The following is a 20,778-nucleotide window of genomic DNA, read 5'->3' as shown; positions in this document are numbered from 1 at the left end:
CACGCAAAAGTTGCGGATTTTTCCTTATTTTGAATAAATACGGTCGTACCATTCTTTTGCTGCTTCTACCTCAGGCATCGTTAGCTGATGGCCATAATTAAACCATACAGTTGCCACATCTGCCCCAGCCGACGATAAAAGTGCCTCTAAATCCTCAGATTCCTGAGCAGTACACATTGGATCATTCGTTCCAGCACCGATAAAGACAGGGATTGAAGAAAGTGTAGGCAATTCAATATCACGTCTAGGCACCATTGGATGATGCAGTATGGCACCTGCTAGAGCATCCTCATAATGGAATAATAGGCTAGCAGCAATATTTGCGCCATTAGAGTAGCCGATAGCAACCACCCGATTACGGTCAAAGCCATACTGCTGTGCTGCTTCTAATAAAAAGTCATTTAATTCCTTCGTACGGAAAATTAAATCCTCTATATCAAAAACACCTTCTGCTAAACGACGGAAAAAGCGTGGCATACCATTTTCAAGGACATTTCCACGAACACTTAAAATGCTTGCTGTATCATCAATTTCCTTTGCAAGGCCAATTAAGCTTTGTTCATTTCCACCTGTACCATGTAACAGTAAAAAAATCGGTTTTGTTTCATCTGTTCCTTTATGAAAAACGTGCTGCATTTACAGTCCACCTCTCGATTATCTTGAATTCGAGATAATTGTAGCCTGTGGCAAAATTAAATTCAAGCTCTTTGACTTATTAATTTCTCGATTTTCACTATTTGGCTGTTCCTCATGGTCTTTATAAAATTTCGTAATCGTAAATACAGAAAATAAACAAACAGCTATAACAACAACAATAACTATTCCCACTATTTTTTTCCCATTCATTCGTTCTTATCCCCCGAATTACTTATTTCTTTTTACGAAAACCTTCTTCTAGTAAATATTCTTTCGCAGCTTCTTGTGTACCAAAGGCTTCCTCTAAATTTTCACCATGATAGACATTCCAAGAACGTTGCTCAAAGGCTAGCTTTAATTGAATACCTTCACGATTTTGCCAAATCTCTTCAATCGGATCTTGCTCTTCTTCTTCTTCCGATAAATATTGAATGGCATCTTCAATAATTTCACGAAGTTGTTGTTCATCGTAGTCACGAATATTGACTAGACCTTTATCGCTTGCTTCTTTCTCGTAGCGCAATAAATCACCAACAAAGACGAAGCCGTTGCCATTTGGGTGTAGCTTTTCAACAACAATGGTCTTTTCGTAAAGGCTATCCATAAAGTGATAATTTAAGCGTTTTAATGAAATTTCCTTCTTCGTAAGTTCAGGAAATGAGTCGATGATGGCTTGCTTTTGTTCAAATGTTAGCATATAAAAATGCTCCTTTTCTATTCAATCTACCTTACAGTATAACTTATTCTTCCTGTTATATCGAAATAAAATAGGTAGTACTAAAAGTAAAGTTTGATGTCTATAACGTGTATGTTGATTTCCGTTCCGATTGGGCGCTTTCCTGGGGGCGTCCGATGAGCCGCTTCGCTTCGCTTCGCTGCAGGGTCTCGGGCCAACAGATGTTTTTTGCGCGAAAGCGTAGTGCTAACGTAGCGGCAGCAAAAGGGTTTCATTCTGTGCGAACGAAGTGACAGCAACAGCACCGATGTTGGTCACGAAGGCGTTATCACAGGACGTGATGGTTTTGCCTTCGTTCCCCTTTGATGATCCCCAAGGAGTCGCCCAGTCGGAACGAAGACTAACTTTTTCACATGGCATACGCTTTAACAAATAATCCCCCTAACTTTTGATGATGCGACAAAAATAGTAATATATTTACGAAAGCCAGAGCCTAATAATTATCTAATATAAAGGTAAAAAATCCGCTTAAACTCCCTGTGGATAGAGCAAGAGCACAGCGATGCAGCTCATACCTTGTCCACGGAAAGCGAAGCGGATTTTACCTTTTACAATTATGCCAGAATTCTTACGGAAGACTTCCCCAGTCCCCCACAATTCATAACATTTTATCTTTTACAAACTGAATAACATGAGCTACGTATAGTTCACGGTAAGGGACAAATTGTGCTGTACTTACTGGACGCACAACTTTCGCTCGTTGACCATCAGGGAAATATTCATAGCCTTCAATATTCAGAGTAGCTGTTTCTCCTAAAAAGAATGCCTCTGCCTCATCGAGTTTTGCTCGAACGACCCCTGACACTTCCTCATACTGCAGTTCAAATGATTCCCAATCATGTTTGAATGGATATATATAAACATGACAAAATTCATTGTCTATCATGTTTTCCGAAACGATACTACAAGATGTCATGCCCATTTTAACAACTTCGTGTACGTCGACATCGAGCCCTAGCTCTTCCTTCACTTCACGAATTCCTGATTCTACTGTCTCCACAGCTAACAGATGCCCTGCCGCTGTAATATCAAGCAAGCCAGGGTAGTCCTTTTTTTGTGAACTACGGATTTGGAAATAGATATAGTCCTTATTGACAAGCCAACAGTGGAATGTTTCATGCCACAGTCCTTTTTCATGTACCTCTGCTCTCGTTGCTGTCCCAATCTGTTCATGCTGTTCATTAAAAACTTTCACAATTTCTTGTTCCATTTTTTCGACTCCTATACAGACTTCGTAGCCTTTTTCTTAATCACGTTACGTTCATCATAAATATTGGATGCGATCACTTTTAATACTGCATAAAATGGTACAGCAATGATAATACCGATGAAACCTGCAATATTACCTGCTGCTAAAATAACTGTAATAACTGTTAACGGATGTATATCGAGTGTTTTCCCCATTACATTAGGCGTTATAAAGTTACTATCGATTTGCTGCGCCACGAGTGTGACAACAGACACCCATATGACTAACACTGGATCCTGAACAATGGCCACAATCAGTGCTGGTGTAAAGGCGATCCATGGTCCAATAAACGGAATCATATTCATAAAGAACGCGAATATAACAAGTAGCAACGAATAATCTAAACCTATAATTAAATACCCAACATACATAATGAGTGCTAGTAAAAAACTAATTTGCAGCTGTCCTTGAATATAGTTACGTAAAACACCATCAATTTCACTTAACGTTTTCTTCACCCATTCACGACGTTCACCACTAAAATATTTATAAATCGATGGTGCAAATTTTTCATGATCCTTCAACATAAAAATAAAGAAGAATGGAATTAAAATAGCTAATAAAGAGGCAGATACAACTGATTGTAAAAACGATACTAGCCCCTTACTTGCCACAACGGCAATATCCTGCACAGAATTCGCCATATTGTCGATAAAGTTTTTTAACTGGGGTGGTAAGCTATCCTGGTTATAGTTATTTAGCACATAATCAGCTGCCTCTTGAATGCTAGCACTAATCTTTGGTACATTTTTCACTAAATTATTAACCTGCTCTGCAATCGGATTACCAACGATCCAACCAAAGCCACCAACGAACGCTATGAGTCCAATGACTATCGTTAATATACTTGCCCATCTCGGAAATTTACGCTTCTCTAAAAACCTTTGAATCGGTTCCGTAACATAATACAAAACACCGCCAAGTAACAAAGGTATAAAAATAGCCTTTAAGATAATTACAAGCGGCGAAAAAATCCAATGAATCTCTATAAAATATTTAATGACTAGTAGAACAAGCAAAACCCCTACGCCTACTTGAAACCAAACTTTCCTCGTCACTTTCTTCACTTCCTTTTATCACAGTTACTGAAAATACTACTTATATATTAACCATTTCGCAAGTATCCTACTATTTAATTTCCAAATAAAAGAGTTTCTAAACTAAAAAATTCGCAACTCACCAACGGGCAATCCTCGCAAGCCCCTCAAATGCTATAGCATCTGAGAAAGCTCGGACGGATTGTTTCCCCACAGGAGTGTCGCGAATTTCCACTAATGTCGCATAACGTAATAGTCTATAATTTTGTGTCTTCTACTGAATTTAAGTAATCTTCAATATCACCAATAACCGATTCAACACAGCCGTCCTCAAATGGTGAAATTAAGCCTGCTTCTTTCACAAGCTTCGTAAAGGACATAGAGCCACCTAAACCACATAAATGAACATAGTCCTTCCAAGCAGCTTCAAATTCTTCACGTGAACGTTTCCAGAATTGGAATGCACAAATTTGAGCTAACGTGTAATCAATGTAATAGAACGGACTTGAATAAATATGTCCTTGACGTTGCCATATACCGCCTGCTTCTAGATAGCTATTATGATCATAGTCACGATGTGGTAAATATGTTTCTTCAATTTTTTTCCACGCAGCTTTACGTTCAGCTGGTGTCATATTCGGATTTTCATAAATCACATGCTGGAACTCATCAACTGCAACACCGTAAGGAAGGAATAACAAGCCACTACTTAAGTGTGTGAACTTATATTTTTCCGTGTCTTCCTTAAAGAATAGCTCCATCCATGGCCATGTGAAAAATTCCATACTCATCGAATGAATTTCACAAGATTCATATGTTGGCCATAAATATTCTGGGATTCCGATGTTACGACTTGAATAGACTTGAAAAGCATGTCCAGCTTCATGTGTTAACACATCGATATCGCCAGAAGTACCATTAAAGTTCGAGAAGATAAATGGTGAGTGATAGTTTTCAATAAATGTACAGTAACCGCCACTCTCTTTTCCTTTCTTCGCCACTAAGTCCATTAATTCATGATCAATCATAAAGTTGAAAAATTCACCAGTCTCAGGTGATAGCTCTTCATACATTTTTTTACCGTTCGCAACAATCCATTCAGGATCGCCTTTTGGTGTAGCATTTCCTGATACAAAGTTGAATGCTTCATCATAGAATTTAAAATCAGAAATACCAATACGCTTTGCCTGACGCTCATATAATTTTGTGGCAATAGGTACGATTAAATCACGAACTTGGTCACGGAATTTCTTTACCATCTCTGCATTGTAATCAATGCGATTCATTCGAATATAGCCTAGCTCGACATAGTTTTTATAGCCTAATTTAACAGCGATTTCATGGCGCACCTTAACTAGCTCATCATAAAGTCGATCAAATTCCTCTTCATGATCAGCAAAAAAGCCAAAGCGTGCATCCGTAGCCGCCTTACGCACTTCACGATCAGTAGACTCTGCATATGGTCCAAGCTGAGCAAGCGTTAATGTTTCACCATTAAAGTCAATTTGCGCAGAGGCAACAAGTTTATTGTATTCTGAAACGAGCTTGTTCTCCTTTTGCATTAGATCAATGACTGCTGGTGAAAAGCCTTTAATTTGATAGGTTGCTAAATCAAATAATTGCTGACCCCATTTTTCTTCTAACTGCTCACGAAATGGTGAAACGATTAGCGCTTTATAATATTCTGTTGTTACCTCTTCCAACTCAGGTCCAACTTCGTCAAAATAATCGCGTTCTGCATGATAAAATTCATCATTTGTATCAATCGAAGCACGAATGTACACTAAGTTTGCCATTGTAGCGTAATCATTGCTCAATCCATTTAATTTTTCAATTATTTCACTTTGCTCGTCCATCGTTTGAGCATTTTTAAATTGGTCAATTAAGGATAATTGTTGCTCTTTCATTGCCTCGATATTTGGACGGCTGTATTCATAGTCTTTAAACATTTTCATAGAAGTCCCCTCTTTCTGTCATATACCCCGTGATATTTCTATTATATGCCAAATCTATACTATTAAGAAACAAATTAATAGCCAATTATATAGGTTTTTAATAATGCTGCCCTTTCACGTAGATTTAACTTTATTTCCACTGATTTCGGTGTTTTTGCCGCAACGACATCTACTTCAAAACCTAAAGACTCAGCTAAATATTTTGCACGCTTTAAATGAAAATCATTAGAGAGAATCGTTATTTTCTTAGTTCCTTTAGGCAAAAGTTCTTTAGAAAATAGTAAATTCTCATAAGTTGAAGTAGATTGGTCTTCTACTAATATTCTGTTAGTATCTATCCCCTTGTCCTGTAAGTATTTAAACATTACTGAAGCCTCTGTCCGATCTTCATCCGCTCCTTGCCCACCTGAAACAATTACTTTCACATGAGGATATTTGTTTAAATACTTTACAGCCTCTTCTAATCTATTTTCCAATGAAAGCGATGGGATTCCACCCGCTTTTACCTTCGCTCCCAGGACAATCATGTATGTAGCTGTTCCGTTTGCAGCCGGCTGGGCACCTTTTTTCATCTCCTCGCCGAGCCAAATATAAACAGCTATACAAATAACGAGCAGTACAACCCCTAATCTGATTAACCATTTTTTCACATTACATCCCCCCTTTACCTTTACTAACGATTAGACAAAGAAAAAGATGCTTGTACTAGAATTACTGTACAAACATCACGATTGATTATCTTAATATAAAGCGCTTAATAGATTCCTGTAACGCCGTTATTTCATCTGTTAAATCACTAGAAGATTCACTAACAAGCTGAATGGCACGCTGTTGTTCATCAACAGATGCTGTTACTTCCTCTGATGCAGCAGCATTTTTCTCACTAATCATTGCAATACTTTCGATAGATTGCATCATGTTATCCTTTGAGCTATTCAAATATTCTACTCCCGCAGTCATTTCTCCAATAACAGAAATAATTTTCTCTACGGCCAATTCAATTTCCTTAAAGGACGACTCTGTGATGGCAACCGAATCATTTTGCTGATGAACAATGACATTTGTTTTTTTCATCTCATCGTTCACTAAATTAGTTTCACTTTCGATTCCCTTTAAGGTTGTGCGCACTAGCTCAGTTGCTACAGATGTTTGGTCCGCTAGCTTCCGCACCTCCTCAGCAACGACTGCAAAGCCCTTGCCATGCTCACCAGCTCTAGCCGCCTCTATCGATGCATTCAATGCAAGTAGATTCGTCTGATCAGAAATTTCGGTAATGGTACCGACAATGCCTTCAATTTCCCTTACTTTCACAATTAAGCTATTAAATACAGCATAAACATTATTAATCAATTCCGAAGACTCGTGTGATGTCTCTTTTAAGCGGTTTAAATTTAAGAGCCCCTCTTGATTTGATCGTTTCATATGTTGAGATGCATCAAGCATTACTTCATTTTTGTCATGCAATACCTCAATCTGCTGGGCAAAATCAACGGCAGTTCGATTCGTATCTTCAGCATCTGAAGCTTGCTTTACCGCACCGTCCGAGACCTCATTTATCGCTTTTACTATTTCATCTCCATAAGCGTTTGTTTCCTCTGCCACAGATGTTAAATTTGACGATGTCGATTGAATTTCTACAATAGCTTCCTCTACATCTGTAATTAATGTTTTCAGTTGATCAACCATTTCATTAAATCCTTCATTTAACTGACCAATCTCATCTGAACGTTGTAGATTTTCAATTTCTACAGTTAAATTCCCCTTTGCTACCTCGCGTACGCGTTTAGATAGTTTTTTCACTGGTAAAGCTAAATGTCTCGAAATCATTATGACAACCACAGTACCTATAATAATGGCTCCTAATAATGTAATACCAATAACGAGTAATAATGAATTAGCTTCTTTATTAAAGTCTTGCATATATGTACCCGATGCAATGATCCATCCCCAATTAGGATCCTTTACAGAATAAATTATTTTTGGAGCTATTACATCTTGACCCGGTAGCGCAAACTCATATTGTGTAAATCCTCCACCAGCAAGTGCTTTTTCGATTACTTCTCGGATAAAGTAATTGCCACTATTATCTTTATCATTCCATAAGCTATCCCCTTCTCGAGTCGGATGGGTTGTTAATGTCCCTTTCTCATCTAAAACATATACATAACCATACTTCCCTAAGTCTCCAGGGTAATTAATTGGCCTTTTGCCTTCACTATCCTTAGGCCCTAGAAGTGCCTCCCGCACCCGTTCCTGTGCAACTTCCAAAGGAACGTCGCCTCTGTTAACACTCTCATTTGCAAGCTCGATTAATTGCAAAGTAGATTCAACACTATTTTTGATAACTTGTTCGCCAATATTCTCCATTCCTTTATTCGCTTTGTTATAACTAACCAACCCTATTACTAAACTAGGAATAATTAATAGTGCTAACGAAATGATAATTAGTTTCCCCTGTATCGAACGTGAAAACTTCATGCTTTAGCCCCCCCTTTTCTCTTCGTCACTATGACTATTAATCTATATTATGTTATGATTTGAAATTTTTCACAATGGGTAAAACGTAATTTATGTATGAATTATTCGCCTTTTTACCCAGATATGCTTCATCACCATAACGTTGATGGGTAGGCTGGGGCGCTTTCCTGAAGGCGACCGATGAGCTAGAAAAACAGAAAAAACTATCTTTCTACAGCGATATGCCTTATAGAAAAATAGTTTTTTGATTTTATTCTATTTACCTATGATATGATCATAATCCAAGTCACTAAAGCTATTAAAGTAGCTAAAAGAGTTGGGATTGTTAAGATAATACCTATCTTTAAATACTGAACCCAGCCAATTTTTATCCCTTTTTGCGCCAGTATATGGAGCCATAACAATGTTGCAAGTGAGCCAATAGGTGTCATTTTAGGACCTAAATTAGTGCCAATGACGTTTGCATAAATAAGCCCATCTTTAATAATGCCAGTTGCACTAGTTTCAGCAATAGCTAATGCATCAATCATGACAGTTGGTAGGTTGTTCATAATAGCTGACAAAATTGCTGCTACAAACCCCATCGTTATTGTCGATACCATCAACCCTTGTTGTATCGCGTGCTCTAATAAACTTGCTAGCAATCCAGTCATTCCTACATTTTTCAAACCGTAAACAACGACATACATACCGATAGAAAAGAACACAATATTCCACGGTGCCCCTTTCACAACTCTCTTTGTATCTACAGTATGGCTACGTCGTGCAAGTAAGAAAAAGATAGCCGCTACACCACATAAAATAAATGACACAGGAATTTTGAAAAACTCACTCGTAAAGAAACCAACTAATAATATCGCTATAACATACCATGATAATAAAAATAATCTCGTATCACGAATTGCCAGCTTTGGATTATCAACTGCTTCAAGTGAATATTCTTTTGGAATCGAACGACGAAAGACTATATAAAGTATAGCAATGCTTGCCAGTAAAGAAACTAAGTTCGGTATCAGCATATGTAAGAAATATTCCATGAATCCAATATCGAAATAGTCTGCCGACACAATATTTGTTAAATTACTAATGACTAACGGTAATGATGTTGTGTCTGCTATAAAGCCACTTGCAATAATAAATGGAAAGACCATTTTATCGCTTAAATTTAACTTACGGATCATCGCTAGAACGATTGGTGTTAGTATTAGGGCTGCACCATCATTTGCAAATAACGCTGAAACAACAGCACCTAGACAGGAAAGATAAATGAATAAGCGGATACCACTTCCCTTGGCGATGCGTGCCATATGGAGGGCAGACCATTCAAAGAATCCTATTTCATCTAAAATAAGTGAAATGAAAATAATCCCTATAAACGATAACGTTGCATTCCAAACAATCCCTGTTACCTCAACAACATCTTGCCAAGTAACAACCCCGAGCGACAACGCAATTGCAGCACCAATACAAGCAGACCAGCCGATTGATATTTTACGTGGCTGCACTATTACAAAAAATAAAGTTACTAAAAATATAGCAATCGCTAAAAGAGCTTGCACCATTTTCCTCCCTAATTAAAAACCAGTAGCTTTAAAAATTGCTACTGGTTTTATAATTTATATTATTCGCCTAAATCTGCATTATGGTAAACGTTTTGGACATCCTCTAAATCTTCTAATGCATCAATTAATTTTTCAAATTTCGCAACGTCGTCACCAGTTAATTCTACTTCCGTTTGAGGAAGCATTGAAAGCTCTGCTACAGTAAATTCTTCAACACCAGCTGCTTTTAAAGCTTCTTGCGTTGCAAAGAATTGTTCTGGCTCTGCATAAATAATAACAGCTTCATCTTCTTCTAGAATATCACGAGCATCAATATCTGCTTCCATTAAAATTTCAAGAACTTCATCTGCTGATTTACCTTCTAAACCGATAACTGCTGTTGAATCAAACATGTAGGCAACAGATCCACTGACACCCATATTCCCATTATTTTTACCGAATGCTGCACGTACATCTGAAGCAGTACGATTAACATTATTCGTTAAAGCATCGACGATTAACATAGTACCAGCTGGTCCGAAACCTTCATAACGTAATTCGTCGAAGCTTTCATCGCCGCCACCTTTCGCTTTATCGATTGCTTTTTCAATAATATGTTTAGGAACACTGTATGTTTTTGCTCGTTCAAGAACAACTTTAAGGGCACGGTTTGACTCAGGATCTGGTTCGCCTGATTTAGCTGCCACATAAATTTCACGTCCGAATTTTGCATTGATACGGCTTGTGCTTTGGTCTTTAGACGCTTTCTTTTCTTTAATATTATTCCACTTACGACCCATAGTTTCCACTCTCTTTCAAATTAAAAGTTTATCAAAATAATAGATGTACACTTGCACATCTGTAAATGGTGATTAAATACTTCTCGTATCTTTACTCTGAAAATAATAACACAAATGATGCTTACAAAGCTAGATATGCCAATGTTTAAGGTCGTTTTCTAAAGAATAAATTTTTAAAAAATCAGATCATCACCATAACGTATGGTTGATTTCCGTTCCGGCAGGGCGCTTTGTTGCTGACGCTTCGCTTTCGCGCAGAGCAGAGCTTCCTGGGGGCGTCCGATGAGCCGCTTCGCTTCGCTGCAGGGTCTCGGGCCAACAAATGTTTTTTGCGCAAAAGCGTAGTGCAGCAGCAACAGCACCGAGGTTGGTCACGAAGGCGTTATCACAGGATGTGATGCTTTTAGCCTTCGTTCCTCTATTGCTGATCCCCAAGGAGTCGCCCAGCCTCCACTCCAATCAACTTATATACATAGCATACGTTTTGAATGTCATCCTCAACTTTTGGTGTGGTCCAGAAAATTGTTTCACTTAGAGGCACTTTACAATTGGTTTTCTACTTTGATTTTTTCTAATAGTGCATGACAACCTTCTAAGGCTAAATCATAGGTTTCTTGAAAATCTCCCGTATAGTATGGATCAGGCACGTCTTTTCGATGGCCGGTTAAATCTAAAAAGCGGAAAATCTTTAGAGAATCAGGATTGCCAAGCATCGTTCGGATGTTACGTATATTGCTTTCATCCATGCCAATAATGTAATCAAAATTTTCAAAGTCAGCTTTTTGTAATTGTCGTCCTTGCATACCCTTCGTTGAGATGCCATATTCTTTTAGCTTATCTTGTGTTCCTCTGTGAGGTGGTTCGCCAATATGCCAAGAGCTTGTTGCAGCCGAATCTAACTCAACTTTATGACTTAAATGCTCTTTTTCAACTAAATTACGCATGACCGCTTCAGCCATTGGTGATCGGCATATATTCCCTAAACACACAAAAAGTACTCGAATCATTTTTATATCCTCCTCAATCAATTTCGCTTGGCGTAACTGTTGCTGTCGCTTCGCTTTCGCACAGAAAATATTGCTGAATCCAAGATAAAGCACTCAAAATCAATGATTCTGAGTGCCTTCTAAGCTGTCCAGCATATAACCAGTAGGAAGCTACTCCACTTCAAAAGGTTGTGAAGGTTTGTATTCTTCACAGGGAGTCCTTTAAATATGTTTCACTTTATTTCTTTTCTGCCGCAATTCGCTTCTCTAATTCTTCAGTTAACGTTACTAATTCATGTTCAAGGCGATGTGTAAATTCCTCGCGCCCTTCTTTACCTTTGCCTGTCACATAAAATGGCTCTCCATAAATTAGATAACCCTTACCGCGCTTAAAAACATCGCCAGCATTACGCGCACCAACGTAAGCAGCTGGTACAATTGGAGCTTTAGACAACTGTGCTATAGTAATTGCACCTTGCTTTAAATCCGAACCCTCAGCATTTCTTGTACCAGATGGGAAAATCCCTACGATTTTACCCTCTTTCAATAACTGTGAAGGGATTTTAATAACACTTGGTCCTGGATTGTCACGGTCAACCGGAAAGGCATTTAAACGCTCTATAAGCCAGCCAAGGCCTTTTATATCAAACAATTGCTTTTTAGCCATAAAGTGAATTTCTCGAGGAGTCATTGAAACCCCAAGATTTAAAATATCAACATAGCCTGTGTGCGTACATGCAATAATAAACCCACCTTCCTTCGGTAAGTTTTGCTCCTCATATACACGCGCCTTTGAGCCCGTTAATTTTAATATCACTTTGACAAGATTTGCTATAAATTTATACACTGTTCATTCCTACCTTATTTTCAATAGTTATTCCCATTGTAATCGAAAAGACCAGTATACTGCAATTGCTTGTGAAATAACTAGACTCTTCCCACTAATACATCAACATCAATCGTAATTTCATTTAACTGAATATTAGCGTCTTCTTTTTTATGCCAGCCCATCGGTGTCATTTCAAGCAGAGCCGGTACAAGCTCTGTAGCTAGCGGTACCGTATACGTAATACGGTCTACACTAACATCGGCAAAGCTTTCTTTAAACCGAGCAACGATTTGTTCATTCGAATACGACTCTTTTGTAGAATCCGCATATAATTGTGATCGAAGCTCATGTAGATACCCGCTTTGAGGTACAACCTTAACAACACAACCATTCTGAGTTAATAAACGTTTAAACTCTTCGTAATTGGCAGGCGATAAAATATTTAATATGGCATCGAAGCTTGATTTGGCAAATGGACTTTTCGCTAAATCACCAACACACCAAATTTGCTCTGGATAATGTCGGGATGCAGCAAGTATGCCTTCTTTCGCTATATCAATACCTATGCCAATACTGTTATCTTTTTTATCTTCCATAATACGGGCTAAATGCGAACCCTCACCACACCCTGTATCAAGCACGGTTTCTGCATTAGCAATCAGCTCTCCGATTTTATCTTCTACTAAATCATAGATGCCACTATCAATAACCGCTTTTCGAGATTCAAAGAGGTCTTTACCGTACTTAGAAATAGCACCATGTGTCAGCATATTGACGTAGCCTTGCTTGGCAATATCAAAAGAATGATTTGAGGAACATACTAATCTACCCTGCTCAAATACACTCATTGACTCCTGACAAATTGGACAAGCAAAAAGTGTCATATTTTTATCCATTAAGGCTGCCCCTGCAGCTCTTTTAGAAAGTGCTCCCATTAATTCGTCTCCTTTTGTTCTGTAGGTGAAACAAGTGCAAAACGCTCCCACTTACGACTTCTCCATCTAAAGTATACAATAATGGCTCGCATCCATTCATCTGCCGAAATCGCTAGCCAAATACCTACTAACCCCCAATGTAAAACGAATACGAACAAGTACCCGAGTGGGAGGCTCATACATACCATTGATAAGAAACCGATATTCACCGGGAATCTTGCATCCCCCGAGGCACGCAATGAGTTAATAACTACAATATTCATTGTACGCCCTGTTTCAAGCAGAATGCTTAATGCTAGGACAGATGCCCCGATGGCTATTACCTCTGGATTATCAGTGAAAACGTGCATAAGTTGCTTACGGAATATCGTCACAACTACAACCATAGTTATCGTAAAGGCAAAAGCTGCTCGTACACTTAACCAAAGCTGATGATAAGCTTGATCTTTTTTACCAGCACCGACATTTCGCCCAATAATTATAGCTGTGCCCGTCCCGATTGCAATCGCAAATAAATACGTAAACATCGAAATATTCATAGCATATTGTCTTGCAGCAAGTGTCTCTGTGCCTAAATACGTTGCATAATAAAGGAAGACAATCTGACAGAACTGATAAAGCACCTGCTCAAATGCTGACGGTAAGCCTATATTTAATATTTTTTGAACATATTCCTTTGAATACTCGAAATAATATTCTAACTTCACCCTTACTTCCATCACTTGATACAACAGCCAGAAAAACACAAGAACTGCTAATCCCCGGCTTACAACTGAGGAAATAGCCGCTCCTTTTACACCTAACTCCGGTAATCCTAAGTTACCAAAGATTAAACCGTAGTTTAATACAACGTGTACCACATTCATACCTAGTGATACATACATCGTTTGCTTTGTCCATCCATGTACACGGATAATCGCTGCTAACGCATTTATAATTGCCTGTAAAAAAATAAAGCTTCCTATGATTGCCAAATAGCTTTGGGCATATTTAAGCACTTCTCCCTGCAAGTTCATCATGGTCATTAAATGACTCGAAAAGAAGAAAAATAAGACACTCATCATTAGTCCAACGACCAAATTCATCGTTACTGCTAAAGCAGAAATTTTCGCAGCTTCAAAAAAGCGCCTTGAACCTAAGTATTGAGATACAACAATGGAAGCACCATTACCAACTACCTCAAGTATTAAAATTGCAATATGAATATACTGATTGGCTGCACCAACCCCTGATACTGCATTATCTGATAAAGCACTAAGCATAAAAGTATCTGCTAGTCCCATTAACATAAATAAAAATACTTCTAAAAATATCGGCCACGTTAAATGGAACAAGCTTAACTTATTTGTCTCTTTTATATCACTTTCTCTTACTGTGTCTGACAATTTCAACTTCTCCTATACGCTTCATAAGAATTTTACGGGCAGTTAATCTCCCAACTACCGATTTTGAGATGAGAGTTTTGTACCTGACGCTTCGCTTTCGGTACAGTTAAATGACTGCCCGTTACAGCGGGATAAAAATATATAGTATCTTATCATAGATTTTTAGGGTGTAAAGAGTATTTATAACGAAACATTGTAAAGGTAGTATAATACGTAAAAAATCCCTCTCACAATTTTATGCGAAAGGGTTTCTTATCATAGTAAGCAATGGTCATGCAATTGCTTACGTTTTTCTGTTGTTAAACCAAACTCTCGCTCTAAAAAAGCAGTCTTAGAACCATATCGGTTATCCATTGCATCAAATGCCGATTGTAAATAGTCCTCACGGGCAGACATTAAGGCGTAAAATTGCTGTAATTCTCGATCGCTATAATCTTGCTGAATTGTCTGAGCCATTCGTTCTACTAAGGGACGTAGATGTACATTTGTATCTAAATAGTCCTCCATGATCGTTTCCTCAGGTACATCTAACGCCAGTAAAATAAGTGCGCTGCCAATACCTGTTCGATCCTTCCCAACCGCACAATGGTGAACAAGCCCTAAATTTTCAGGTTGTTGAATCGTTGCTATTAACTTTTTAAACGAGTCATTATTAAAAGGCATTTGTGCATAAAATTCTCGGAACATCTCTAGGCTTACAATCTTATAAAAATCTTTTCCACCAGTGTTTGTAGGCATCTCAAAAGCATGATTTCCCTTTGCTGGTATTTGAATATACTTGGCATACGGAAATACCGGATTAGGATTATTTTGAGCCTCATGGTTGTCTCGATAATCAAAAATTGTTTTCACACCTAGCGTTTTAAATAGCTCCTTATCTGTTTTCGTCATTTTACCAAGTGCTGCTGAACGATAAATCAAACCATTCTTAACAGTACGCCCATCTCTCGACTTATAACCACCCATATCACGAAAATTATAAACTGCTTCAAACGGAACAATCTTCATATCAAGCTGTTTCATTCACTGCACCTCTCTCTGTTAGCAAGCATGCTTACCTCTATATTATAGAACAATTCGATATAATACCAATTTTCGCACTAGGGAATGTCATACGCTACTTTGAACGCTGAGGGGGGGATTTCAGCGAATCTTTATTGAAGCGGGGAGATGGCCGTATTACCTGATCACTTTTTCATCAAAGCGGAGCAGTTATCCACTCTAACCGATCACTTTTTCATCAAAGCAGAGCAGTTATCCACTCTAACCGATCACTTTCTCTTCAAAGCAGAGCAGTTATCCACTCTACCTGATCACTTCTTCATCATAGCGGAGCAGTTATCCACTCCAACCGATCACTTCTGCTTCATAGCGGAGCAGTTATCCACTCCAACTGATCACTTCTTCATCAAAGCGGAGTAGTTATCCACTCTAACCGATCACTTCTGCTTCAAAGTGGATCAGTTATCCACTCCAACCGATCACTTTCTCTTCAAAGCGGATCAGTTATCCACTCCAACCGATCACTTTCTCTTCAAAGCGGATCAGTTATCCACTCCAACCGACACTTCTTCACCGAAGAGAAACGGGTTTTTACCCTGACATTTCACTATTATCCATCAAAAAAGCTGCCCTTGATAAAGGACAGCTCCAAAATACTATTTAAATAACTCAGGGTAAACTGCTTTTGCTATTAACTCAACAGCTTCGCCAATACGCGGACCCGGACGGTTTGAAATATCAGTGTCTATAGAATACACCGCTTTATTTTGAATGGCAGTGATTGAATTCCATCCATCACGAGAGAGGATTTCTGCCGTTGGGTTTTCCCCATAGTTTATGGTTGTTAAAATGACATCTGGATTTTTTGCAATAATATCTTCCTCAGATACCTTTGCCCAACTTTTGAGGTCAGCAAAAACGTTCTTAACATTTGCAGCATCTAAAATCTCTTGTTGGAATGTACCAGAACCAGGTGTATATATGTCTGGCTTCGGACTAATTTCTAAATAGATATTTTTTGGTTCTTTCACATCTTTAACTTTTGCTTGGACTTCTGCAATTTTACCTTTAATATCATCATTTAACTTGTCGCCTTTATCTTTGATTCCCATAACTGTTGCGATTTGTTGGATATCCCCGTACACATCATCAAATGTTTTAGCCGATTGAATGGCAAACACTTTAATACCTGCATCTTCGAGACCTTTTAAGGCATTTAAATTTTCTTCATCGCCTCCAGTTGTATAGGCAATAACGACATCTGGCTTTAACGCTAAAATACGCTCACTATTGAATTTTACAGAATCAGAAACACGTTCAATTTTTTGCGCTTCTTCCGGATACGTATCATATTCAGTTGCACCAACGATTTTATCCCCCACACCTAGAGCAAATAAAATTTCTGTATTACTTGGTTGCAATGAAACAATAGTTTTAGGTGCGGCAGCAAACTCTACTTCTACGCCACGGTCATCCTTAACTTTATAGCTAGTTTTCTCAACTTGTTGATCTTCCTTAGAAATAGTCTCTTTATTAATATCCTCTTTCGCGCCACAGCCAACTAAAACGAGTGCTAACATTAACACAGAAAGCCATTGTAGCTTAAACATTTTCTTCATTTCATTGATTCTCCTTTTTCTTTTTCATCGGGTATGACTTACTAATAAACGGTATTTCAGCAATACCAGCCTGCTGATTCATAAAGACAGCCATTACAAAAAAGACATTGGCTAGTAATCCTAAATAATCAAAGAGAATAGCAGGTACTTCCCGTTCTTCAGATACTTTGTGCAAAACGCGATATGATTTTTTCGCCTCACTACGGCATAAATGTAATGCAGTAGCAGCCTCTGTCCCTTGAGGTAATACAAAGTTTTGTATTTCATCCTTAACATGACTAACATAGAAATCATAGCGATTACTTAGCCAAGTCAAATTATCTTCAGTTACCGCCAATTTACCTCGTACTGAGCCATTTACATGGTAAGCCATTGGTAAAATGGCTAGTAAATCATCTACTACTACCTCTACCGTTTCCTTTTTTACCGCCACCAAAGCGACGCCAATATGTGTTGTAAGGCTATCTGTTCGAATTTCAAAATCTACCGTTGATGCCTTTTCACGCATAAATGGATAACAAGAATAACGTGCATCTTTTTTCAAATCTAAGTCCCCGCTTTCCTTCGTGAAAAATTCTTACTTTATTCACACCTTCTTAGGATTCCAGCAGGTGAAAGATAAGTGTACATAAAAAAACGTTGTTCCCACTCCTAAGGAAACAACGAAAATAACATAATAGTGTCGTATAGACACAACATAGCCTATGTAATTGCCGCATATTCTCCTAGCTTCCGAAGAGTTATCATACGTTCAAACAAAGGTCGGTCTCCTGGCTTGTACAGTTCACTACATTCAATCATGTTGTGAGTCATAAAAACCTTCCCATCAGATAATTCGACAGTGGTATATCTTTATGATTCCTGTACTTACAGTTGCGGAAACAGCTTCGGTTTTTCACCGAATTCCCGATTATGCTATAGTTTAGCACCCTTATTCTGCAAGAATTATTCACTTGTTTAGCAGTTTAACATAGATTAATAGGAAAAAATAGCTGTGGAATTAGAATAAACAAATACGATGGATAAAGATCATGCAGGTATCACCTTATGCACGCGGGTGTATTCGTTACCCCACGGGCATTTCACATGCTCGTGCAGGTATTTGTTATATTTCATAGATTGATGTTATAAAAGCTATCTCTCAACGAAAGCATGCGCAAAAAAAACAGCTATTTTACATCTTTTAACGGATGGCATTCTTATATTTCTTTTTGCATTTAACATCTTCTTCTTCTTCAATTAAACGTCGAGCAATCTCTAGTAGTTTTGGGTCATTCGTTGCATCGAATAGCTTTTTAAAAGATACAATAATATCATAGCGTATCAATGTCGGGTGCTTTTCGTCTAAGCATATTTGAAATCTTTTCGCCAAATATGACACGACTAAATCTCTTTGTACCTGCCCTGCTAAACCTATTCTCCAAATCGCCTGCAAAGTATGCCTCGAAGTTTCTGTTTTTTCATCATACGTTACTGCCCAAATCTTTAAGAAGTCCTCTAATACTCTTTCTTCGGGATCACTTTTTGCTGCCAATGCGCATAAAAATTGTGCAGCACTTGCACGTACATGTCCGTTTTTGTATGTAAGAGCTTGAACAAGTTGTTCCCAAACTGAATATGTCCAATCAACTGGTTCTTGCATAATTTTCATTAATTCTTCGTATGATTTGTATTGAATATCAAGGTCACGCTCTGTTAAATTACTAAAAAGTTGCAAAATCTCTTTTTCCATGATTCATCCCTACCTTTATTGTTTCAGAACGTAAAAATGGTAAACTTGTAAGTATTGTATTAATTTCTATCATTCGTTACTTTACTACTACGAAACTAAAGTCACAAACACTTTTAATTTCAAAGTAAGGTACCTAATTATTATATTTCAAAATTATCAGAAATGAGTATCATTATGCAAGGAAACATTTCTTTCGGCTATAAAAGACACATTTTACATGTTAGCTTTATAATCGGAATTAGCCTTCTATGAATCCAAGCGAAATACGCTATAACGATGGCAATCATTATATGGATAATTGATGCTATACCTTACATCGGCTCTATTTTCATTTTAGTAACTGGTAATATGGTAGTAAATATATCTACTTATGTAAATAAATTCATCCTAGATGTTATTTTACTCATTATTCATCGACTAGTCGAGCCTAAATTAATGGATCACTATATCAGGGATGATAGGTTTACTCGCAAAATCTTGAATACCGTCAAATATTAAAAAAGGTCATCTTTGTAATTTTTTTTACAAAGATGACCTTTTCGCTATTTAAATCGTCTATATAATAGTAGGGCTTATTGAATACGACCGAAGCCTACTAAATATTGATTCCACCAATCAAGTGATTCAATGACAACACCTTTATTTTGAGCATCGATCATCGTGTTATTTCCTAAGTAAATACCTACATGCGCTATGCCTGAACCATAGCTGAAGAATACTAGGTCACCTACACGTGCTTCACTTGCTGAAATACGTTGTGTTGCTAAATATTGTTGTGATGCTGTACGTGGTAAAGATACGCCTGCTTGTTTGTAAGACCATTGCACAAGACCTGAACAGTCAAATCCTGTTGATGGGTTACTGCCGCCCCAAACATAGCTACGGCCTAAGAATTGCTTTGCAGTTGAAATTGCATCACCTGAAGATGCAGTACCTGAACCAGAACCAACAACGACTTTTTGTAGTGATTTTTCATTGTTCGCTTTGCCACTATTGTTAGTGTTGCTAGTATTACTGTTACTGTTACTATTATTATTGTTACTAGTATTATTGTTAACGTCGTTATTTGTTGCTTGTACTACTGGAGTAGCTGCTTGAAGTGCACGTAAACGAGCTGCTTCTTCCTCTGCTGCTTTACGTTCTGCTTCTAAACGTTCTTCTTCTTGTTTCGTTGCAATTTGTGCCTTTAAAGCTAGAGATTTCGCTTCATTCTCAGCTTTTTTTACTTCCATTTCGCTTTCCTTTTGTTGAAGCTCTTGGAATTGTTTTTGAAGCTCTTTTTGTTTTTCATCTAATGTTGTTTTTTGTTTCTCTAAATTAGCCTTATCCGCTTCTTGTTGATCTACTAATTCTTGGTCAGCATCCATTAATGTTTTTACCGCTACGACACGGTCCATTAAATCTGCAAAGCTTTTCGATTCAAGAACAGCACTTAAATATATACCTACAGTGTTATCTTGAGCTTGGTATGCAGCCATACGTTCACTTAAAATTGTTGAACGTTGCTCAATACGTTTTTTAGTATCTACAATATTTGCATCAACTTCTTTAATATCTGCTTGTACTTTGTTAAATACTTTTACTTTTTCATCGATCTCTTTTTGTAAATTAGTTAATTCTTCTTGTAGCTTTTTAACCTCTGTATCTATTTTAGCTTTCTTATCAATCATTTGTTGAGATGTTTCTTCTGCGTGCACTACGGTTGGTTGAACTGTATTAAATAATAAGCCGCCAGCTAGTGCTAATGCTAGCACCATCGACTTACGCCATTTATTGCGTTTACCCACGTTATTCTTCCCCTTCACTAGTCAATTTCGCTCTTCGTATTTTAATGTAATCACTGGAACGATTTCTTTTA

The 20,778-nt window shown here is 37.8% G+C and carries 20 protein-coding genes and 1 riboswitch; of the genes, 1 reads left to right on the top strand and 19 read right to left on the bottom strand.

What is annotated here, in order from left to right; all coding sequences use genetic code 11:
- Positions 1 to 24: 24 nt before the first annotated feature.
- The 15 genes from ACIQ7T_RS10350 to ACIQ7T_RS10280 all read right to left on the bottom strand — a co-directional run bounded on the left by ACIQ7T_RS10350 (position 25) and on the right by ACIQ7T_RS10280 (position 15,590).
- Positions 25 to 636 carry an alpha/beta hydrolase gene (locus ACIQ7T_RS10350; RefSeq protein WP_370080071.1) on the bottom strand — a complete coding sequence of 204 codons (612 nt, stop codon included), beginning with the start codon at positions 634 to 636 and terminating at the stop codon, positions 25 to 27.
- A gap of 18 nt (positions 637 to 654) precedes the next feature.
- On the bottom strand, positions 655 to 846 hold the full coding sequence (locus ACIQ7T_RS10345) for a hypothetical protein (RefSeq protein ID WP_370080073.1): 192 nt from the start codon (positions 844 to 846) through the stop codon (positions 655 to 657).
- A gap of 22 nt (positions 847 to 868) precedes the next feature.
- Complete coding sequence (locus ACIQ7T_RS10340; RefSeq protein ID WP_370080075.1) at positions 869 to 1,333, bottom strand: hypothetical protein; 465 nt, start codon at positions 1,331 to 1,333, stop codon at positions 869 to 871.
- 637 nt (positions 1,334 to 1,970) lie between these two features.
- Positions 1,971 to 2,582, bottom strand: a complete 612-nt coding sequence (locus ACIQ7T_RS10335; protein WP_402870139.1) for an NUDIX hydrolase — start codon at positions 2,580 to 2,582, stop codon at positions 1,971 to 1,973.
- Positions 2,583 to 2,593: 11 nt separating this feature from the next.
- Entirely contained in the window at positions 2,594 to 3,679 is a 1,086-nt protein-coding gene (locus ACIQ7T_RS10330) for an AI-2E family transporter (RefSeq protein ID WP_370080079.1), read from the bottom strand.
- A gap of 236 nt (positions 3,680 to 3,915) precedes the next feature.
- The gene (locus tag ACIQ7T_RS10325) at positions 3,916 to 5,613 is read right to left on the bottom strand and encodes a M3 family oligoendopeptidase (RefSeq protein WP_402870136.1); all 1,698 of its coding nucleotides are present in this window, start codon (positions 5,611 to 5,613) and stop codon (positions 3,916 to 3,918) included.
- Between the two features lie 74 nt (positions 5,614 to 5,687).
- Entirely contained in the window at positions 5,688 to 6,263 is a 576-nt protein-coding gene (locus ACIQ7T_RS10320) for a YdcF family protein (RefSeq protein WP_370080083.1), read from the bottom strand.
- Between the two features lie 85 nt (positions 6,264 to 6,348).
- Entirely contained in the window at positions 6,349 to 8,091 is a 1,743-nt protein-coding gene (locus ACIQ7T_RS10315; protein WP_402870133.1) for a methyl-accepting chemotaxis protein, read from the bottom strand.
- A 263-nt stretch (positions 8,092 to 8,354) separates the two neighbouring features.
- Entirely contained in the window at positions 8,355 to 9,653 is a 1,299-nt protein-coding gene (locus tag ACIQ7T_RS10310) for an arsenic transporter (RefSeq protein ID WP_402870130.1), read from the bottom strand.
- A 59-nt stretch (positions 9,654 to 9,712) separates the two neighbouring features.
- Entirely contained in the window at positions 9,713 to 10,432 is a 720-nt protein-coding gene (locus ACIQ7T_RS10305) for a YebC/PmpR family DNA-binding transcriptional regulator (RefSeq protein WP_370080089.1), read from the bottom strand.
- Positions 10,433 to 10,974: 542 nt separating this feature from the next.
- On the bottom strand, positions 10,975 to 11,439 hold the full coding sequence (locus tag ACIQ7T_RS10300; protein WP_402870127.1) for a low molecular weight protein-tyrosine-phosphatase: 465 nt from the start codon (positions 11,437 to 11,439) through the stop codon (positions 10,975 to 10,977).
- Positions 11,440 to 11,656: 217 nt separating this feature from the next.
- Positions 11,657 to 12,265, bottom strand: a complete 609-nt coding sequence (locus ACIQ7T_RS10295; RefSeq protein ID WP_370080092.1) for a lysophospholipid acyltransferase family protein — start codon at positions 12,263 to 12,265, stop codon at positions 11,657 to 11,659.
- 80 nt (positions 12,266 to 12,345) lie between these two features.
- Complete coding sequence (locus ACIQ7T_RS10290) at positions 12,346 to 13,182, bottom strand: putative RNA methyltransferase (protein ID WP_370080094.1); 837 nt, start codon at positions 13,180 to 13,182, stop codon at positions 12,346 to 12,348.
- Positions 13,182 to 14,567 carry an MATE family efflux transporter gene (locus ACIQ7T_RS10285; RefSeq protein ID WP_402870122.1) on the bottom strand — a complete coding sequence of 462 codons (1,386 nt, stop codon included), beginning with the start codon at positions 14,565 to 14,567 and terminating at the stop codon, positions 13,182 to 13,184. Before ACIQ7T_RS10285 ends, ACIQ7T_RS10290 begins: the two co-directional genes overlap by 1 nt.
- Positions 14,568 to 14,822: 255 nt before the next feature.
- Positions 14,823 to 15,590 (bottom strand): tyrosine-protein phosphatase, encoded by a 768-nt coding sequence (locus tag ACIQ7T_RS10280; RefSeq protein WP_402870119.1) that lies wholly within the window; start codon positions 15,588 to 15,590, stop codon positions 14,823 to 14,825.
- Positions 15,591 to 15,737: 147 nt separating this feature from the next.
- On the opposite strand from ACIQ7T_RS10280, the gene ACIQ7T_RS10275 reads away from it, so the two are divergent.
- Positions 15,738 to 15,989, top strand: a complete 252-nt coding sequence (locus ACIQ7T_RS10275) for a hypothetical protein (protein WP_402870116.1) — start codon at positions 15,738 to 15,740, stop codon at positions 15,987 to 15,989.
- A gap of 236 nt (positions 15,990 to 16,225) precedes the next feature.
- Here ACIQ7T_RS10275 and ACIQ7T_RS10270 read toward each other — a convergent pair whose 3' ends face one another.
- The 4 genes from ACIQ7T_RS10270 to ACIQ7T_RS10255 form a co-directional block, all read right to left on the bottom strand.
- Positions 16,226 to 17,188 carry an ABC transporter substrate-binding protein gene (locus ACIQ7T_RS10270; protein WP_402870113.1) on the bottom strand — a complete coding sequence of 321 codons (963 nt, stop codon included), beginning with the start codon at positions 17,186 to 17,188 and terminating at the stop codon, positions 16,226 to 16,228.
- Position 17,189: 1 nt separating this feature from the next.
- Positions 17,190 to 17,732, bottom strand: coding sequence for a hypothetical protein (locus ACIQ7T_RS10265; RefSeq protein ID WP_370077047.1), 543 nt, complete (start codon positions 17,730 to 17,732; stop codon positions 17,190 to 17,192).
- Between the two features lie 199 nt (positions 17,733 to 17,931).
- A riboswitch (cobalamin riboswitch) is annotated at positions 17,932 to 18,137 on the bottom strand.
- Between the two features lie 234 nt (positions 18,138 to 18,371).
- Positions 18,372 to 18,920 carry a hypothetical protein gene (locus ACIQ7T_RS10260; protein ID WP_370077049.1) on the bottom strand — a complete coding sequence of 183 codons (549 nt, stop codon included), beginning with the start codon at positions 18,918 to 18,920 and terminating at the stop codon, positions 18,372 to 18,374.
- Between the two features lie 572 nt (positions 18,921 to 19,492).
- A complete protein-coding gene (locus ACIQ7T_RS10255; protein ID WP_402870109.1) occupies positions 19,493 to 20,707 on the bottom strand; it encodes a C40 family peptidase in 1,215 nt (404 codons plus the stop codon).
- Between the last annotated feature and the right edge of the window lie 71 nt (positions 20,708 to 20,778).

The sequence above is a fragment of the Lysinibacillus sp. NPDC096212 genome (genome assembly GCF_044763105.1).
Taxonomy (GTDB): domain Bacteria; phylum Bacillota; class Bacilli; order Bacillales_A; family Planococcaceae; genus Lysinibacillus.
This window is presented reverse-complemented; position numbering and strand designations above follow the sequence as displayed.